The sequence below is a fragment of the Cupriavidus sp. SK-3 genome, from assembly GCF_000611145.1.
Lineage (GTDB): Bacteria > Pseudomonadota > Gammaproteobacteria > Burkholderiales > Burkholderiaceae > Cupriavidus.
Genome location: NZ_JFJV02000242.1, coordinates 19107 through 34182 on the forward strand (window position 1 = coordinate 19107; position 15076 = coordinate 34182).

The 15076-nt window shown below is 62.3% G+C and carries 15 protein-coding genes; 11 read left to right on the plus strand and 4 right to left on the minus strand.

Annotated elements, in window-relative coordinates; translation table 11 throughout:
- Nucleotides 1-5: 5 nt before the first annotated feature.
- The 9 genes from CF70_RS25300 (at nucleotide 6) to CF70_RS25340 (ending at nucleotide 8995) form a co-directional block, all read left to right on the plus strand.
- Complete coding sequence (locus CF70_RS25300; RefSeq protein ID WP_035871187.1) at nucleotides 6-1178, plus strand: adenylate/guanylate cyclase domain-containing protein; 1173 nt, start codon at nucleotides 6-8, stop codon at nucleotides 1176-1178.
- A gap of 459 nt (nucleotides 1179-1637) precedes the next feature.
- Entirely contained in the window at nucleotides 1638-2414 is a 777-nt protein-coding gene (locus CF70_RS25305; RefSeq protein WP_035871108.1) for an SDR family NAD(P)-dependent oxidoreductase, read from the plus strand.
- Between the two features lie 21 nt (nucleotides 2415-2435).
- Entirely contained in the window at nucleotides 2436-3437 is a 1002-nt protein-coding gene (locus CF70_RS25310; RefSeq protein ID WP_235185205.1) for a Bug family tripartite tricarboxylate transporter substrate binding protein, read from the plus strand.
- Between the two features lie 27 nt (nucleotides 3438-3464).
- The gene (locus CF70_RS25315) at nucleotides 3465-3938 is read left to right on the plus strand and encodes a hypothetical protein (RefSeq protein ID WP_035871113.1); all 474 of its coding nucleotides are present in this window, start codon (nucleotides 3465-3467) and stop codon (nucleotides 3936-3938) included.
- Between the two features lie 16 nt (nucleotides 3939-3954).
- A complete protein-coding gene (locus CF70_RS25320; RefSeq protein ID WP_035871115.1) occupies nucleotides 3955-4764 on the plus strand; it encodes an enoyl-CoA hydratase/isomerase family protein in 810 nt (269 codons plus the stop codon).
- Between the two features lie 13 nt (nucleotides 4765-4777).
- Complete coding sequence (locus CF70_RS25325) at nucleotides 4778-5692, plus strand: alpha/beta hydrolase (protein ID WP_035871118.1); 915 nt, start codon at nucleotides 4778-4780, stop codon at nucleotides 5690-5692.
- Nucleotides 5689-6471 (plus strand): alpha/beta fold hydrolase, encoded by a 783-nt coding sequence (locus CF70_RS25330; protein ID WP_035871122.1) that lies wholly within the window; start codon nucleotides 5689-5691, stop codon nucleotides 6469-6471. The genes CF70_RS25325 and CF70_RS25330 overlap by 4 nt, the downstream gene beginning before the upstream one ends.
- Nucleotides 6472-6500: 29 nt before the next feature.
- Nucleotides 6501-8153: a fatty acid--CoA ligase gene (locus CF70_RS25335; RefSeq protein ID WP_035871126.1), complete on the plus strand. Its 1653-nt coding sequence runs from the start codon at nucleotides 6501-6503 to the stop codon at nucleotides 8151-8153.
- Nucleotides 8150-8995, plus strand: a complete 846-nt coding sequence (locus tag CF70_RS25340; RefSeq protein ID WP_235185206.1) for an IclR family transcriptional regulator — start codon at nucleotides 8150-8152, stop codon at nucleotides 8993-8995. Before CF70_RS25335 ends, CF70_RS25340 begins: the two co-directional genes overlap by 4 nt.
- Nucleotides 8996-9154: 159 nt before the next feature.
- On the opposite strand, the gene CF70_RS25345 is transcribed toward CF70_RS25340, so the two are convergent.
- From CF70_RS25345 to CF70_RS25360, 4 genes are all read right to left on the minus strand, one after another.
- Nucleotides 9155-10156 (minus strand): NADP-dependent oxidoreductase, encoded by a 1002-nt coding sequence (locus CF70_RS25345; protein WP_035871194.1) that lies wholly within the window; start codon nucleotides 10154-10156, stop codon nucleotides 9155-9157.
- 155 nt (nucleotides 10157-10311) lie between these two features.
- The gene (locus tag CF70_RS25350; protein WP_035871129.1) at nucleotides 10312-11124 is read right to left on the minus strand and encodes an oxidoreductase; all 813 of its coding nucleotides are present in this window, start codon (nucleotides 11122-11124) and stop codon (nucleotides 10312-10314) included.
- Nucleotides 11125-11277: 153 nt separating this feature from the next.
- Nucleotides 11278-11883 (minus strand): TetR/AcrR family transcriptional regulator, encoded by a 606-nt coding sequence (locus tag CF70_RS25355; RefSeq protein ID WP_035871131.1) that lies wholly within the window; start codon nucleotides 11881-11883, stop codon nucleotides 11278-11280.
- A gap of 50 nt (nucleotides 11884-11933) precedes the next feature.
- Nucleotides 11934-12989, minus strand: coding sequence for a LacI family DNA-binding transcriptional regulator (locus CF70_RS25360; RefSeq protein WP_051648951.1), 1056 nt, complete (start codon nucleotides 12987-12989; stop codon nucleotides 11934-11936).
- Nucleotides 12990-13110: 121 nt separating this feature from the next.
- Between CF70_RS25360 and CF70_RS25365 the strand changes: the two genes are divergently transcribed.
- Together CF70_RS25365 and CF70_RS25370 are read left to right on the plus strand one after the other, a co-directional pair.
- On the plus strand, nucleotides 13111-13959 hold the full coding sequence (locus tag CF70_RS25365) for an SDR family NAD(P)-dependent oxidoreductase (protein WP_081862346.1): 849 nt from the start codon (nucleotides 13111-13113) through the stop codon (nucleotides 13957-13959).
- 85 nt (nucleotides 13960-14044) lie between these two features.
- On the plus strand, nucleotides 14045-15052 hold the full coding sequence (locus tag CF70_RS25370) for a tripartite tricarboxylate transporter substrate binding protein (RefSeq protein ID WP_035871133.1): 1008 nt from the start codon (nucleotides 14045-14047) through the stop codon (nucleotides 15050-15052).
- The last annotated feature ends 24 nt before the right edge of the window (nucleotides 15053-15076 follow it).

Below are 15076 nucleotides of genomic sequence, written 5' to 3' on the forward strand. Positions count from 1 at the left end.
TCGCCGTGATCGACGCATCGGACATCCTGGCAGCAAAAATCCTGGTCGTTGACGATCTGGAGGCCAATGTCCTGCTGCTCGAACAGATGCTACGCGGGGCCGGCTACGTTTGCATCGAGCCAACCACCGATCCGCGCGCGGTGCCTGAGCTTCACAGCAAGAACCACTATGACCTGATCCTGCTTGATCTGCAGATGCCCGGCATGAACGGGTTCGAGGTCATGGAACGCCTCAAGGAAATCCAGGCGGACAGCTACCTTCCGGTGATCGTCATCACCGCCCAGCCTGATCACAAACTGCGCGCACTGCAAGCCGGTGCGAAAGACTTCGTCAGCAAGCCATTTGATCTGGCGGAGGTGCTGATGCGGGTTCGCAATATGCTGGAAGTGCGTCTGCTGCACGGGGAATCGTTGAAGTACGGCAAGGAACTTGAGCGGAAAGTGCATGAGCTGGAAACGAGCCGAGAGACGATCGTTCACCAGAGTCATGAACTCAGGCGCATTTACGAGAAGCTCGTTCGCGAGCAACAGGTAACCGATCGGCTGCTCCTCAACGTGCTGCCCGCCCCCATCGCCGAGCGCTTGAAGCTGCGCGCCGATCTCATCGCCGCCGGCCCCCCGGAGGTCATCGCCGACAAGTTCCAGGATGTGTCGGTGTTGTTCGCGGACCTCGTGCAGTTCACCCGCTTTTCTCCCAGCATGAGCCCCGAACGACTGGTGGCAGTCCTGAACGAGATATTTGCCGACTTTGACAATATCGCCGACAACCGGCGACTCGAGAAGATCAAGACAATCGGCGACGCTTACATGGCAGCCGCAGGCCTGCCTGTGCCGGCGGCCGATCACGCCACCCGGGCTGCTCATATGGCATTGGACATGCTTGAGTCACTGGACCAGTTCAATCAGCGAAGCGGCTACAACCTGCAATTGCGAGTTGGCATCCACAGTGGAGCTGTCGTGGCCGGCGTGATCGGCAGGAGAAAGTTCATCTATGACTTGTGGGGTGATACCGTCAATATCGCCAGCCGGATGGAGTCGCAAGGCGTAGTCGGTCGCGTTCAGGTAACTGATGCCACTCGGCAGCAACTTGGGGAGCCTTTCCTGCTAGAAGAGCGCGGTTTGATTGCGGCAAAGGGCATCGGCGACCTGCATACATGGCTTCTGGTTGGGAGAACCTAGCCGGCGGCGGGTCAGCATATGGAAGCGGTCGCTCACGATCAGAGCGACGGCTGTCTCCAAATCGGCCGATTCGTCTGATCAACGCAGAGCGGTCGAATGGCTGCGAAGGGTCGGCTACGGAAGTTGCCCGTCGGTTCAGGCAGCATGACCGGCGCCCGGCCTTGAGCCGCCGTGACCGGCCAAAGCCGGCCGTTGGCCCCTCGCATTTGAATGTCTCGGCGAAGGCGCCGGTGTGGTAGCGCATATCCATCATTTGCAGCCCCTGCCAGGTCCAACGAAGCAGGCACACGCCCTGCTTTACTCCGCGCTGCCTGCCATTCACAGCAGCTTTACTTCAGACCGCACAGCGGAACGCTACGTTGGTGAGTGGGCCGGACCCGTCCTAGACTCTCCACACCGTCGCTCACGAACCCCGATATCCGGACACCAGTCAGCGACGGGCTTGAAAGCAGGCCCCTCATGAAACATCCGATGTCCATCTTCGATCTGAGCGGCAGAGCCGCATTCATCTCCGGCGCCTCAAGCGGCATTGGGCTGCACACGGCTCGCACGCTGGCAAAGGCCGGAGCCGCTGTGGCGCTGGGCGCGCGTCGCGCCGATCGTCTGGAGGCCGTTGTTGCCGAACTCCGGACAGAGGGCCACAAGGCCTGCGCCGTCAGGCTCGATGTAACCAACCCGTCAGGCATCGCCCCGGCATGGCAAGAGGCCGAAAGCCAGCTCGGCCTGCCTGTCGATATTCTGTTCAACAACGCGGGCGTGATCTACGTCGAGCGCTTCACTTCGCAAACGCATGACGAGGTATCCCGCATCTTCGACACCAACCTGAAGGGCGCTTTCCTGGTGGCCCAGGAGGCGGCGCGCCATATGTCGGCGCGCGGCCACGGCAGCATCATCAATATCGCCTCGTCATCGGGATTGCGGGCAGGCGGGCAGATGTCGAGCTATGGCGCCTCCAAGGCCGGACTCATTCACCTGACGCACATCATGGCCCTGGAACTGGCCGGAAAGGGTGTGCGCGTCAACGCGCTGGCACCGGGCAACATCCTGACCGACATGCAAGCGCAGTTCGCCGAGCGCGGCATCGAGTCGGGGATTCTCAAGCGCATACCGATGCGCCGGTTTGGCGAGGCATCCGACCTCGACGGCGCAACGTTGCTGCTGGCCTCGGATGCGGGCCGGTACATGACAGGCGCCGTCATACCCGTCGATGGCGGACAAGTCCTCAGCTGGATGTGACCAGCCCCTCATAAAAACAGAATGGAGACCATCATGAATCTAAGATTGCGCGCTGCGTGCGCCGGCGTGCTCAGCTCCGCGTTGCTGGCACAGAGCCAATTCTCGTTCGCCGCCCAGGCCTACCCATCCCGGCCCATCAAGGTCGTGGCGCCGTACGCGGCAGGCGGCGCGATTGATATCGTTGCCCGCACCTTGTCGGATCCGGTTGGCCGAGCGCTCGGCCAACCGCTGGTGGTCGACAACAAGACCGGCGCGGCGGGCAACCTCGGCGTGGATGCCGTGGCCAAGGCACCGCCCGACGGCTACACCCTGACCGTCGCGCTCAGCTCCAACCTCATGATCAACCAGTTTCTGTACACGAAGCTGCCGTACCACCCCGAAAAGGACCTGAAGCTGGTTGCGAAGGTCGCCGAAGCCCCGCTTGTGCTTGCCGTGAGCTCGCACCTGAACGTCAGCAACGTTGCCGACCTGCGCAAGTACATGCAGTCCCACAAGGGAAAGATGTCGTATGGATCGTGGGGCGTGGGAACGATTTCCCATCTGAGCGCGAGCCGACTCAATGATCTGCTTGGCGGCGACATGGCGCACGTCGCCTATCGCGGCGAATCGCCGATGATCAACGACCTTGTGGCGGGGAACATCCAGGTTTCATTCGTCACCGGCGCACAAGCGCCACAGTTCATCGCGGCCGGGCGACTGAAGGCGATCGGCGTGACCGGCCCGGCGCGCCTTGCCGCGTTGCCTGACGTCCCGACACTGAGCGAAGCCGGCGTCAATGACCCGCTGCTCCGTGCGGTGGGCTGGGTCGGCGTCGCCGCACCGGCCGGAACGCCTGCGCCCATTGTCGACCGGCTGGCGACGGAAATCGACAAGGCCATGAGGAAACCAGACGTCCAGAAGCGCATTCGCGACCTGGGCTGGGCCCCGAGCTACCAGGGGCCCGATGACATCGCCGCAACATATCGACGCGAGGCCCCGATCTGGAAGGAAGTAGTACGTCAATCCGGCGCCAAGCTCGACTGATCCACCCCAATTCCACACGACAGCACCATGACCAACTCTGCCCCCATCGCCACAGCCGACCGCACCGCCGTGCGCGAGATGAACAGCTGGTTCTTCGACACTTACTTGCCCGCCTGGGTCCATATGGGCGCCAATGCCAGCCTGGAAAACGGGGCCATCCTGCAGTACTGGGGTGCCCCCCTGCACGCCGCATCGGTCAACATGACCAAATGCCTGCTAACCGGCGACCAGGTCATCGGGCTGCTGCGCGCGAACCAGGAGCCTTTGCAGGCGCAGCAATACACCCACACCGTGGTACTGGATCGCGCCGTGAAGGGCTACAACGGCAACGCCGGCTCAATCGACGTGATCTGGTCGCGGCGGCGTGCCGACGAGAGCGAGATTGAACGCCGCGCAGTCCACTTCGACATCCATCGCACGAGCGAAGGCTGGCGTGTGGTGACCGTGGCGAGCACGCTGACCGAACAGTCGTCGCTCAGCGAGATCTGGGAAACCGTTTGAACAGGGAGACACGAAAATGAAGCCTTCTACCAATGCCGGACTTGTGCTCTACGAACTGCGACAAGGCGTGGCGATCGTCACGCTCAACCGGCCGCCACAGAACCGGTTGACCCGGCCGCTCTATGCGGAGCTGGAAGCCGCGGTGCGCCAGGGTGTTCGCGAGGGTGCCCGATGCATGCTGTTCCGTAGCAACCTCGACGATTTCTGTCTCGGTGGCGACTTTCGCGAGTGGCCACATCTCGAAAATCACGCCGCGCGGCGCGAACGCTTCGGCTATTCAAATAGCATCCTGAATGCCATTGAGTCGCTGCCGATCCCGACCGTCTGCGAGGTCAATGGCCGGGCATACGGTGGCGGCTTCGAGTTCGCACTGCACACTGATTTAATCATCGCCGCCGAATCGGCAAGGTTCCGCTTTACCGAGGTGACGTTGGGCGTATCGCCACTGGCGGGTGGGGTCCAGCGCATTGCCGAACGCAGCGGACGCGGTGTGGCTACGCGGCTGGCGATGCTGTCCGAAGAAATCACCGCGGCAGAGGCCCTGTCCCTCAATATCGTCGCAAAAGTAGTGGCTGATGAACGGCTCGCCGAAGTTGCGCGGGCGCACGCGGAAAAGCTTGCCGCGGGCCCCACGCGTGCGCACGCGGTAACAAAGTCGGTTATTGCTGCGTGGGCCGTCGGCGGCGTACGGGGTGCGGACGAGGCAATGATCGAGCACGTGTCCGTGCTGCTCGCCACCGACGATGTGCAGCGCGGTGTGAGCTCTGCCATCCAGGCGATCGATGCCGGCCTTAACCGGCCGGAAATTCCATTCAACGGGCAATAAAGGCTAACGTCCGATGCAAGCAGAAGAGCACTACATTCCCGCCGAAGGCGGCATTGAACTCCATGCCTGGGTCTTCCGGCCAACCGGCGGCATCGGCCCGGCTCCCGCCGTTACGATGGCGCACGGCTTCTCAGGCCTGAAGTATCGGGGCCTGCGCGAATACGCCGAGCGCTTCGCGGCGGCCGGCTTCATCGTGATCGTTCACGACCATCGCAACTTCGGGCTCAGCGGTGGCGAGGTCCGCGGCGATATCGATCCGTGGCGACAGATCGCGGACTGGCGCCGCGTCATCAGCTATCTCGAATCGCTCGATGGCGTCGATCAGCATCGCATCGGCATCTGGGGAACGAGCTATGCGGGCGGACATGCGATGGTGCTTGGCGCCACCGATGCCCGCATCCGCGTGGTGGCGGCACAGGTTCCCATCGTCAGCGGATACGAACAGAGCCTGCGGCGCGTACCGCCCGATGCCCGCGCGGCCCAGCAAGCCATGTTCAACGAAGACGAACGTGCACAGTTGCGCGGGGAGCCGCCGATGTTGCAACGCGTTGTGAGTCTTGATCCCGCCGTCCGTGCGGTCTACCGCTCGAAGGACATGATGGAATTCCATGACGCCTTCGAGATTCCGGACGGCGTGGAACACAGCGAGTCTGTCACGATACGCTCATCGAGGCTGTCACAGATGTATGAGCCTGGGCAGTGGATTCCGCGCATCGGGCCGAAGCCGCTGCTGATGGTGGTGGCGCAGAACGACGTGGTGACCCCCACGGATCTGGCGCTGGCCGCCTACGAACGCGCCGTGGAGCCGAAACAGCTGCAAATCATCGGCGGCGGTCACTTCGACGCCTACCGCAAGGAGTTCGAAGCGTCCAGCTCCGCCGCGTTGCGTTGGTATCAGACTCATCTGATGCTCGGGGCATCGGCATGACGGCGTCCCGCGGAAGTTCCCCGCCGCACGGCATCCTGGTGCTCTTACACGGCTATCTGGATGGCCCGGCCGTCTGGGCCCGCCTGATCGAGCACATGAATCTGCCGGCGTGGCACGTCGTACCCATCGCGTTGAAGGCCGGGCAGCCTCCCGCATTGACCTCCGAGCAGCGGCTCGAGCAATACGCCACCGATGTGCTGACGCAGATTCTGCAGACATATCCCGAAACGTCGGCACGCTTCGTCGTGGTCGGACACAGCATGGGCGGGCAAATCGGTGAACTGGTGGCGCGGCGTCTCGGTGATCGGCTGGCAGGACTGGTGTTGATCACGTCTGCCGCACTGGCAGGCTATGCCTTGGCGCCGCCGGCCATGGAGCGCTTTGCATCGCGGGCCGGCCTGAAGGACAGGAATGCCATCGGTGAAGGCAAGCGAAGCCTGGCGGTCGCCCTCGATCAGGAGGGGCTGGACATTCTCGTCAATTGCACGGTAGCTACCGGGTGCGACCACGCGCTTACGCAACTGCATGCATGGACCGGTGGCCACCCGGCCGGCAAGTCCCCATCGCCGATAGGGCAGCCCGTCCTCTGCATTGCGACCGACGACAGGTTCTTCACTGAGGATCTGATCGAAGCAACGGCGGCGCGATTCGCGCAAGGCACGATCACCAAAGTGTCCGGCGCCGGCCACTGGCCACAACTGGAGCAACCTGAGGCCTTGGCGCGAACACTGGTGGACTTCGTCCGTGCGCAACCACAAACGACCGTGAAGCAACCCTGAACTTCCGGCGCCTTACAGGAGACATTCGGATGCAAGCCAACGAGACACACGCGCCGCCACCGGGGGCACAGTATCCACTGCTGATCAAGCAGCTGTTACTCACGCCACTGGCGCAAGCGCCCGACCAGTCGATTGTCTATCGCGACATCAGCCGATATACATACCGAGGGCTGCGCGAGCGGATCGGCCGGCTCGCATCCGGGCTGCAATCGTTGGACGTTGGCCATGGAGACACCGTCGCCATACTCGACTGGGACAGCCATCGGTACCTGGAGTGTTTCTTTGCCGTACCGATGATGGGTGCCGTGCTGATGACCGCCAACATCCGTCTGAGCCCGCAGCAGATCCAGTACACGCTGGAACAGGCAAAGCCCAAGGTTCTTCTGGTTCACCGCGATTTTCTCGAGCTCGTCTCGTCGATGCGCAATGTGGCCGACATGGCAGCGTCCGTGGTGATCCTTGATGACGACGATGACGGCACCGTTGCCGATGGCTACGAAGCACTGCTGGCCAGTAGCCGGTCTGATTTCATCTTTCCCGATTTCGATGAAAACACCCGCGCCACGCAGTTCTATACGAGCGGCACGACCGGCCTGCCCAAGGGCGTCTCCTTCAGCCATCGCCAACTGGTGCTCCACACGCTTGCCGTCTGCGCGGCATTCGCCATGGGCAGTACCCAGGGCCGGTTCCATCGAGGCGACGTGTATATGCCGATCACCCCGATGTTTCATGTGCACGCATGGGGCATGCCTTACGTGGCGACGATGATGGGCGTCAAGCAAGTTTATCCCGGGCGCTACACGCCTGAGATGCTGCTCACGCTTCGCGCCCGCGAAGGCGTGACGTTTTCCCATTGCGTCCCCACTATCCTCCAGATGGTTCTGGATCGGGCAGAGGTCGACCAGGTGGATCTTTCAGGGTGGAAGATCGTGGTCGGCGGCGCGCGCTTTCCCACGAGCCTGGCCCTCGAGGCTTTGAAACGGGGGATCGACGCGTTTGCGGGCTATGGTATGTCGGAAACTTGCCCCTTCGTCACCGCGGCGCACGTGGATCCATCCATTTCCGATCCGGACGATTCCGGCAAGGCAATCACCACGCGAACACTCGCCGGACGGGCGTTGCCGCTCGTTGACATACAGGTTGTCGATGAAGCGATGCGAGTGTTGCCCTCAGGGAGTCAGATTCCAGGGGAAGTGGTACTGCGCGCACCATGGCTCACGCAGGGATACCTTGCGAATGACCAAGCCACCGAGGAACTCTGGCGCGGCGGCTATCTGCACACTGGCGATATGGGTATCATCGGCGAAGATGGCTACTTGCGCATTACCGACCGACTGAAAGATGTGATCAAGACCGGCGGTGAATGGCTGTCGTCGGGCACGCTGGAGGACCTGATCTGCCAGCACCAGCATGTCAGGGAAGCCGCTGTCATCGCCGTGCCGGACCAACGATGGGGGGAGCGGCCGATGGCGATCGTGGTGGCGGAAAGCGGCTGTCCGAGCTCGTTTGACGCAAGCGCCATCCGGCTGCACCTGGGCAGCTACGTCGCGTCGGGCCGCATTCCGAAGTATGCGATCCCGGACGCGATACACTTCGTGGATGCGTTGCCACGTACCAGCGTGGGCAAGTACGATAAGCGAGCCATACGCGATCGCTACCAGCATGTCGGGAGGCAAACTTGAGGAAACTGGAGAAGGAGCAGCCTTCGACCGAAACCGCCGGGGACGCCGATGCTGTTGCATCCATCTTCGAGGAAGGTGCCGACAGGAACTTTGTCGAGGCGCTCGCCCGGGGGCTGCGCATCCTGCAGGCATTCCATTCCAGCGAAGAGCGCCTGAGCAATCTTGAAATTGCGCGCCGGTGCGGGCTGCCGAAGTCAACCGTGACCCGGTTGAGCTATACCCTGACCACCCTCGGGTTCCTGCATCACATCCCGGAACTCGGGCGCTATCGCATCGGCCTGGCCACGCTCACGCTGGCGCGCGTGACACATTCCCGGCTGGATCTGAGGGAGGCCAGCGAGCCACTGCTGCAGGAGCTGGCTGACAGTACGCGTTCCATGATTTCGCTGGGCATCCGCGATGACCTTTCTGTCCTGTATATCGATTGCCGGCGAAGCCGGTCCACCGCAGTGACCCTCAATCTTGATATTGGCAGTCGGCTGCCGCTTGGAACGACTGCCATGGGGCGGGCACACATCGCGGTCATGGGCCCTTCCGAACGCCGCGCCGTCATGAACCGGCTCCGCGCGCTGAACGAGGCCAGTTGGCCAGCCATGGAGCAAGGCATCTTGAACGCAGTCGTAGAAATTTCAGAGATTGGATGCGTGACGTCGTTCGGCGAATGGAACAAGGAAATCAACGGCATTGCCGTGCCACTGAAGCTCGGCAATGCACTGCCGCCGGTTGTCCTCAATGCTGCCGCACCCACCAGAACGATTTCAGCGGAGAAGTTCATTTCCGAGGTACGTCCTCGCCTGATTGCCACGGCCAGGATCATTGAACATCGCTACAAGCGCACGTGACCGCATGCGCGCCGGTTCCCATACGTGCCGCAGATTGGCCACATCAAAACGCAGCCACTTCACTTCGCAAGCACGATCCAAGGCCAGGTTGACCGGCTTCCCCCGACCGCCGGGATAGCGGGCGGCGTCAGGTCATGCCCGAACTCGGGGTGATCACGTCTATCGCACTTTGACGACAACTTTACCCTTGGCCCGTCCCTTCTCGATGTAGGCCATGGCCTCGTTGGTCTCGTCGAAGGAAAAGACCCGATCCACTACCGGGCGTATCGCGCCGGAATCAATGAGCGACGTGATCTCGCTCAACTGGCGCCCGCTGGCCCTCATGAAGAGGAACGAGTACCTCAGGTCACGACCTGCTGCCCGCTTCCTGACTCCCGAACTCAGAAGACGAACAATCAAGTTCACGAACCACGGTGCTCCGATTCCTTTTGCGAATGCGGGATCGGGAGGGCCGGAGATCGAGATGAGTATGCCGCCGGGCTTAAGGACGCGCAGAGATTTCTCCAGCGCCGTTGCATCTTGACTGTGGAGGACCACATCGTAGTCCTGAAGAATTTTCTCGAAATCGTCTTTTCTGTAGTCGATGACAATGTCTGCCCCGAGGCTTCTCACCAGGTCGATGTTGGCGCTGCTGGTGGTGGTGGCTACGGTGGCGCCCACATGCTTGGCCAACTGGATCGCAAATGTTCCTACGCCGCCTGAACCGGCCTGGATGAAGACCTTCTGCCCTTTCTTCAGATTCGCCGTCTCGATCAGCGCCTGCCATGCCGTCAGGCCCACCAGAGGAATCGATGCGGCTTCCTCCATACTCAGCGCCTTGGGCTTGATCGCCAAGGACTCTTCCTTGACCGCGATGTACTCAGCAAAGGTGCCGATGCGAAAATCATCAGGCCGGGCATAGACTTCGTCCCCCGGCTTGAACTGCCGAACGCGAGGCCCGGCCTTGACCACGACGCCGGCCACGTCGTGTCCTAGGACGAGGGGCGGGCGATAGGGGAGTATGAGCTTGAACTCTCCGTTCCTGATCTTGGAGTCCAGCAGATTCACGCCGGCCGCATGGATCTGGACCATGACCTCATCCTCACCCAGCGCCGGGCTCGGAACCTCAGTGGACCGCAACGCGCGTTTCTTTCCGTAGCGATCGAGAAGAAGTGCATTCATGGTCGCCCTCATTCCTGGCGCATCCAGGTTTGCGAGCGGCCCAGCACGCTGGTTGAAATCTTGTCACCTGTCTTGCTTGCGAGCAGCGCTTGGAATGTCATCGTCTTCTTTCAGATTGGGACTTGTGAGCAACAGCGGGCGACGCGGCTTGCCGCCTATGCTTCGAGGCGCAGATCTTTTCGAACCCCCGCATCCAGCACGCTGGCCGGTGCGAACCTGCGCAGCAGTCGCATGCGGCTTGCGAGGCCGGGGGCGTAGTGAATCTTTGGATGCGTTGCCATGGCTGCCTTCAACACGACTTCGGCTACCACTTCAGGCCCGTCCGCGCCAACGAGAACTTCCTTCACCCGTCTCTCCACGCCCGCGCGAATCTCGCGATACACATCGAGCGGGGCGTCAGGCTTCATCAGGTTCGCCTCGAAGGGCGTATTGATGTAGGCTGGTTCGACCACCGAGACGCGAACACCCATCGTGCGCAGTTCATGGTCGAGCGATTCCGAATAGCCCGCGACTGCGTGCTTGGTGGCGGAATACAGCGCCATGTAGGGCATCGGCAGGAAACCAAGCACGGAGCCGATATTGATGATGCGCCCTTCCCTTTGGCGGCGCATATGTGGCACGACGGCCCGGGTCATCCGGACAATCCCAAAGAAGTTCGTATCGAATATCGACTGGGCCTGCTCCAGCGAGCTCTCTTCCGCACCCGCTGGAGCGACTCCGAACCCGGCGTTGTTGACGAGCAGATCAATGCGGCCTTCGTGCTCCATCACCATTTGGACGGCCGCATCGACGGATTCGTCCTTGGTTACATCGAGAGGCAGCATCTCGAACGATCGCTGACCGGTAGTGCCTGTGCGCCTACTGGTGCCGAACACCCTGTAGCCAGCCTTCGCGAGCCGCTCCGCGGTGGCGTGGCCGATACCTGAGGAGGCCCCCGTAACGAGGGCAATCTTGCCGCGTATGTTCATGAAATTTCTCCGTCAGTTTGTGCGATCTGGGTACGCGTCGGCATGCACGGCACGACGCCATTCAACGTGACGCCCGAGAGGTGCACCATTGTCATTTCGTATTACGATCATCATATGTAATGGCGAGCGAGAAGGCGGCATGAATCCGGAGGGTTAGATTCCAGGGGGTACCAGGTGCTTCAGCGCAGCCTCGCGCAGACGGTCCGACAGAGCTGGCTCGTCGACTGCACGAGCCAGCAGCAAAGCACCAACCATGGTGGCGATGGTCACTAGTGCTTGTTCATGAGCACCGGGCTGTCCCCAGTCAGGCGACTGACGGGCGAGCAGATCAATCATCGCCTTGGTGTGTTGAGTCACCGTTCGACGTACTTCAGGGGCCTGTCGCGGTGTTTCTGAGCCCAGCGCGGCCAAGGGGCATCCAAGCTCCACCTGTTCGACGTGGTCCTTTGAGAGATAGGCGCAAAGCACAGCCTCCAAGGCTTTCCCGGGTGGGCCGCCGGCAACGACGTCTGCCGCTACCGCAGCGGACTCCGCGCACGCCCGATCCGCGGCTTCCGCCAGCATGGCTTCGCGCGAGGGGAAATGTGCGTAGAAAGCTCCGTGCGTCAGACCGGCCTCTTTCATGATGTCGGCGACGCCAGTGCCGTCATAACCACTTCGTCGGATAGCCCGGGCAGCCGCGGCCACGATGCGTTCGTGCGACGCTTCCTTGGCGGCGTATCTAGCGTTGGCTTTCATATTTGGCATGATGGTCATCATACTAAATTTCCGCGCTGCGCGTACTGCGATTTTCCTGGTGCCGACTTCGCTTATTCCGACACAGGCGCATGTGCAATCCCACTGGCCTGCCCGAACGCCGCCTTGGCGCACGACTCACCCAAAACCAGGTCAAGCGGCACACTCACGATACGTGGTTCTCCCACCCCCTCCCCGGCCAACCGGTCAAGCATCAGATGGGCGGCCGCCTCCGCGGCGCGCTCGATGTCAAAGCGTAAAGTGGTTAGCGGCGGATACATCAACTCAAGCGTCTCAGGCGTACCGATGCCAATCACCGAAAGGTCTCTGGGAATATCCAGTCCCGCCTTGCGCGCAACATAAATGGCTCCGGAAAGCAGGCGCGTTCCTAGTCCTATGATTGCAGTGGGGGGCGCGGAAAGAGCGAGCATCGCCGCCATTTGGGTGCGTGACGAATCGATCGCCGAGCGTGACATGCAAACTAATGCCGGGTCGAACACCAAACCCGCCTCCGCAAGCCCATCCCGGTAGCCGAACAGCTTTTCGCGCCCTGGACGAATGTGCTCGCCGGGCCCGAAAAGCGCGATGCGGCGGTGACCCAATGAAATGAGATACGCCATCGCCTGCTTCACACCGCTACGATGGTCCAGATAGACCGCATCCATTGGTAGAGGCGTTTCCCGATCCAGAATCACCACCGGCAGGCCGCAGCCGCTGAACAGGCTGTTGGCGGGGTCCGCGCTCTCCAGGCTGGGCGCGGCAATAATGCCCTCCAGCCGGCGGCTCTCGAACAGCGCAACCAGTTCGCGATCTCGCTGTGGCTGATCCAACGTATTGCCGACCAGCATGGAGTACCCGGCGGCCTGCATATGCTTCTCGACTTCGCTGAAATGCGCCGCAAGCAGCGGGTTGCCGATATTCGAAACCAGGTAGCCGACCGTCTTGCTGCGCCCCGTGCGCAGATGGCGGGCGGCAAAGCTGGGCTCATAGTTCAGTGCCTCCACGGCCGCGTGCACCCGGGCTCGCAGCGCCTGGCTCGCATAGCCTGTGCCGTTCAGCACACGCGACACGCTGCCGATGGAAACCCCCGCCGCCTCAGCCACATCCCTGACGGAAATCCTTTGCGTCATGGTCTTCCCTAATGAAAACGTTCCACAGTTGGACGCCAAATTTGTTGCCTGATAAGTTAGCACAAACGGAAATCGTTTTCACATTTACCCGACATCAACTTAAACAGCGCCAAACTATCCAATGCAACCAGACCGTCCTTCGCGCCCCGCTGCCGCCTCCCCCGGCGCCGACCTTGCGAGCGAGACCACGTGTGGGTCGCTGGGCGGCCGACGCATCCTCGTCGTCGGTGGCGGACAACTTCCTTCGGCCGATGCCGGAAATCCGGTCAACAACGGACGCGCGATCTGCATGACCCTGTCTCGCGCTGGCGCCAGCATCGCCTGCGCGGACAAGAGCACCGAGGCAGCGGAACTCACCGTACGCAGTGTGCGGGACGGCGGCGCGGTGGCCATCCCGGCCGACGTGGCCAGCGCCGCCGGCATCAAAGGCATGGTGCAGGCCGCACGGACGGCGCTGGGCGGCCTCGACGGACTCGTACTGAACGTAGGCATTAGCCGCCGCGAGCCCCTGGCGGAACTGACGGCAGACAGCTGGGATGAGGTGATGGCGGTCAACCTGCGCGCGCACATGCTGACCGTGCAGCAAGCCCTGCCGCTCATGTCCATGCACGGCGCCATCGTATTCGTGTCTTCAGTGGCGGCCAGGCTGCCCGCGGGTATGAATCCTGTATACGAAGCCTCGAAGGCGGCGCTCGGTGCCCTGTGCCGCGCGACGGCATTGGCCGGGCAGCCCAACCACATACGCGCCAACGTGGTCATGCTCGGCCTGATCGATACGCCGATGGGCCGCGCGGCCTCCGCGGCGCGGCCTGGACGCACCGCCGCCTTGCCGCTCAGTCGGCAAGGCACGCCCTGGGAGGTCGCGCATGCGGTGCGCTTTCTACTCTCGGCGCAAGCCTCCTATATCAACGCAGTGGAACTTCCCGTGGACGGTGGCCTAAGCGCAGGCATAGCGTCCGCGCCGTCCTGAATCCCGCCGGGCGGAGAGCGGTAAGCCTGGCGCGGCTCCGTCCGGAGCATGCCGCTGGCAATCACAACGACAACGGAGACATCCCATGCTTCACAGACTGATCTGTGCGGTCGCGGCCGCGCTCGCCCTGCACGCGGCGGGGCCGGTACTGGCCGAAACCTATCCCTCACGGCCAATCCGATTGGTGGTGCCGTTCCCGCCCGGAGGCGCCGCTGACATTTTCGGACGGCTGCTCAGCCAGCAGCTCACGCAAAGCCTCGGGCAGCCGGTGCTGGTGGAGAACCGCGCCGGTGCGGGCGGAAACATCGGCGCGGCCGCCGTCGCCAATGCACCGGCGGACGGCTACACCTTGCTGCTGGGCACGATCGGCACCCACGGCATCAACCCGACGCTATACGCCAACCTTCCCTACGACCCGAAGAAGGACTTCCAGCCTGTGGCCCTGGTCTCTTCCGGCGCAAATGTACTGGTCGTCAACCCCGCGTTGCCGGCGCGCAATGTGAAGGAGCTGATCGCGATGGCCAAGCGCAACCCGGGCAAGTTGATGATGGGCTCGTCCGGCAATGGCAGCAGCATTCATATGTCCGGTGAACTCTTTGAGCATATGACCGGCACGCAACTGACGCACGTGCCCTACCGCGGCGGCTCGCCCGCACAGACCGACCTGATGGGCGGGCGGGTGCAGTTGATGTTCGACAACCTGCCCACCTCGCTGCCGTTGATCGCCAAGGGCCTGGTACGCCCGCTCGCCGTGACCTCGGCGCATCGCTCGTCCGCGCTCCCGGACGTGCCGACTGTTGCCGAGGCCGGCGTGCCGGGCTACTCCGTCAGCAACTGGAGCGGCATCTTCGCGCCGGCACATACGCCCCCTGACATTGTGAACCGGCTCAATGCCGCTGTTGGCCAGGCTGTGACAAGCGTGGCACTGCGCAAGCGTTACGCCGAAATGGGCGCCGACACCGGCACCGACCTCGGAACCAACAGGAACGCAGGCAGCCCGCCGATGAGCGCAGCGGAATTTACCAGATTCGTCGATGAGGAGATGAGCAAATGGACAAGGATCGTAAAGGTATCGGGAGCGCGGGCGGAATGAAAGGAATGAAAGGAATGAAAGGAA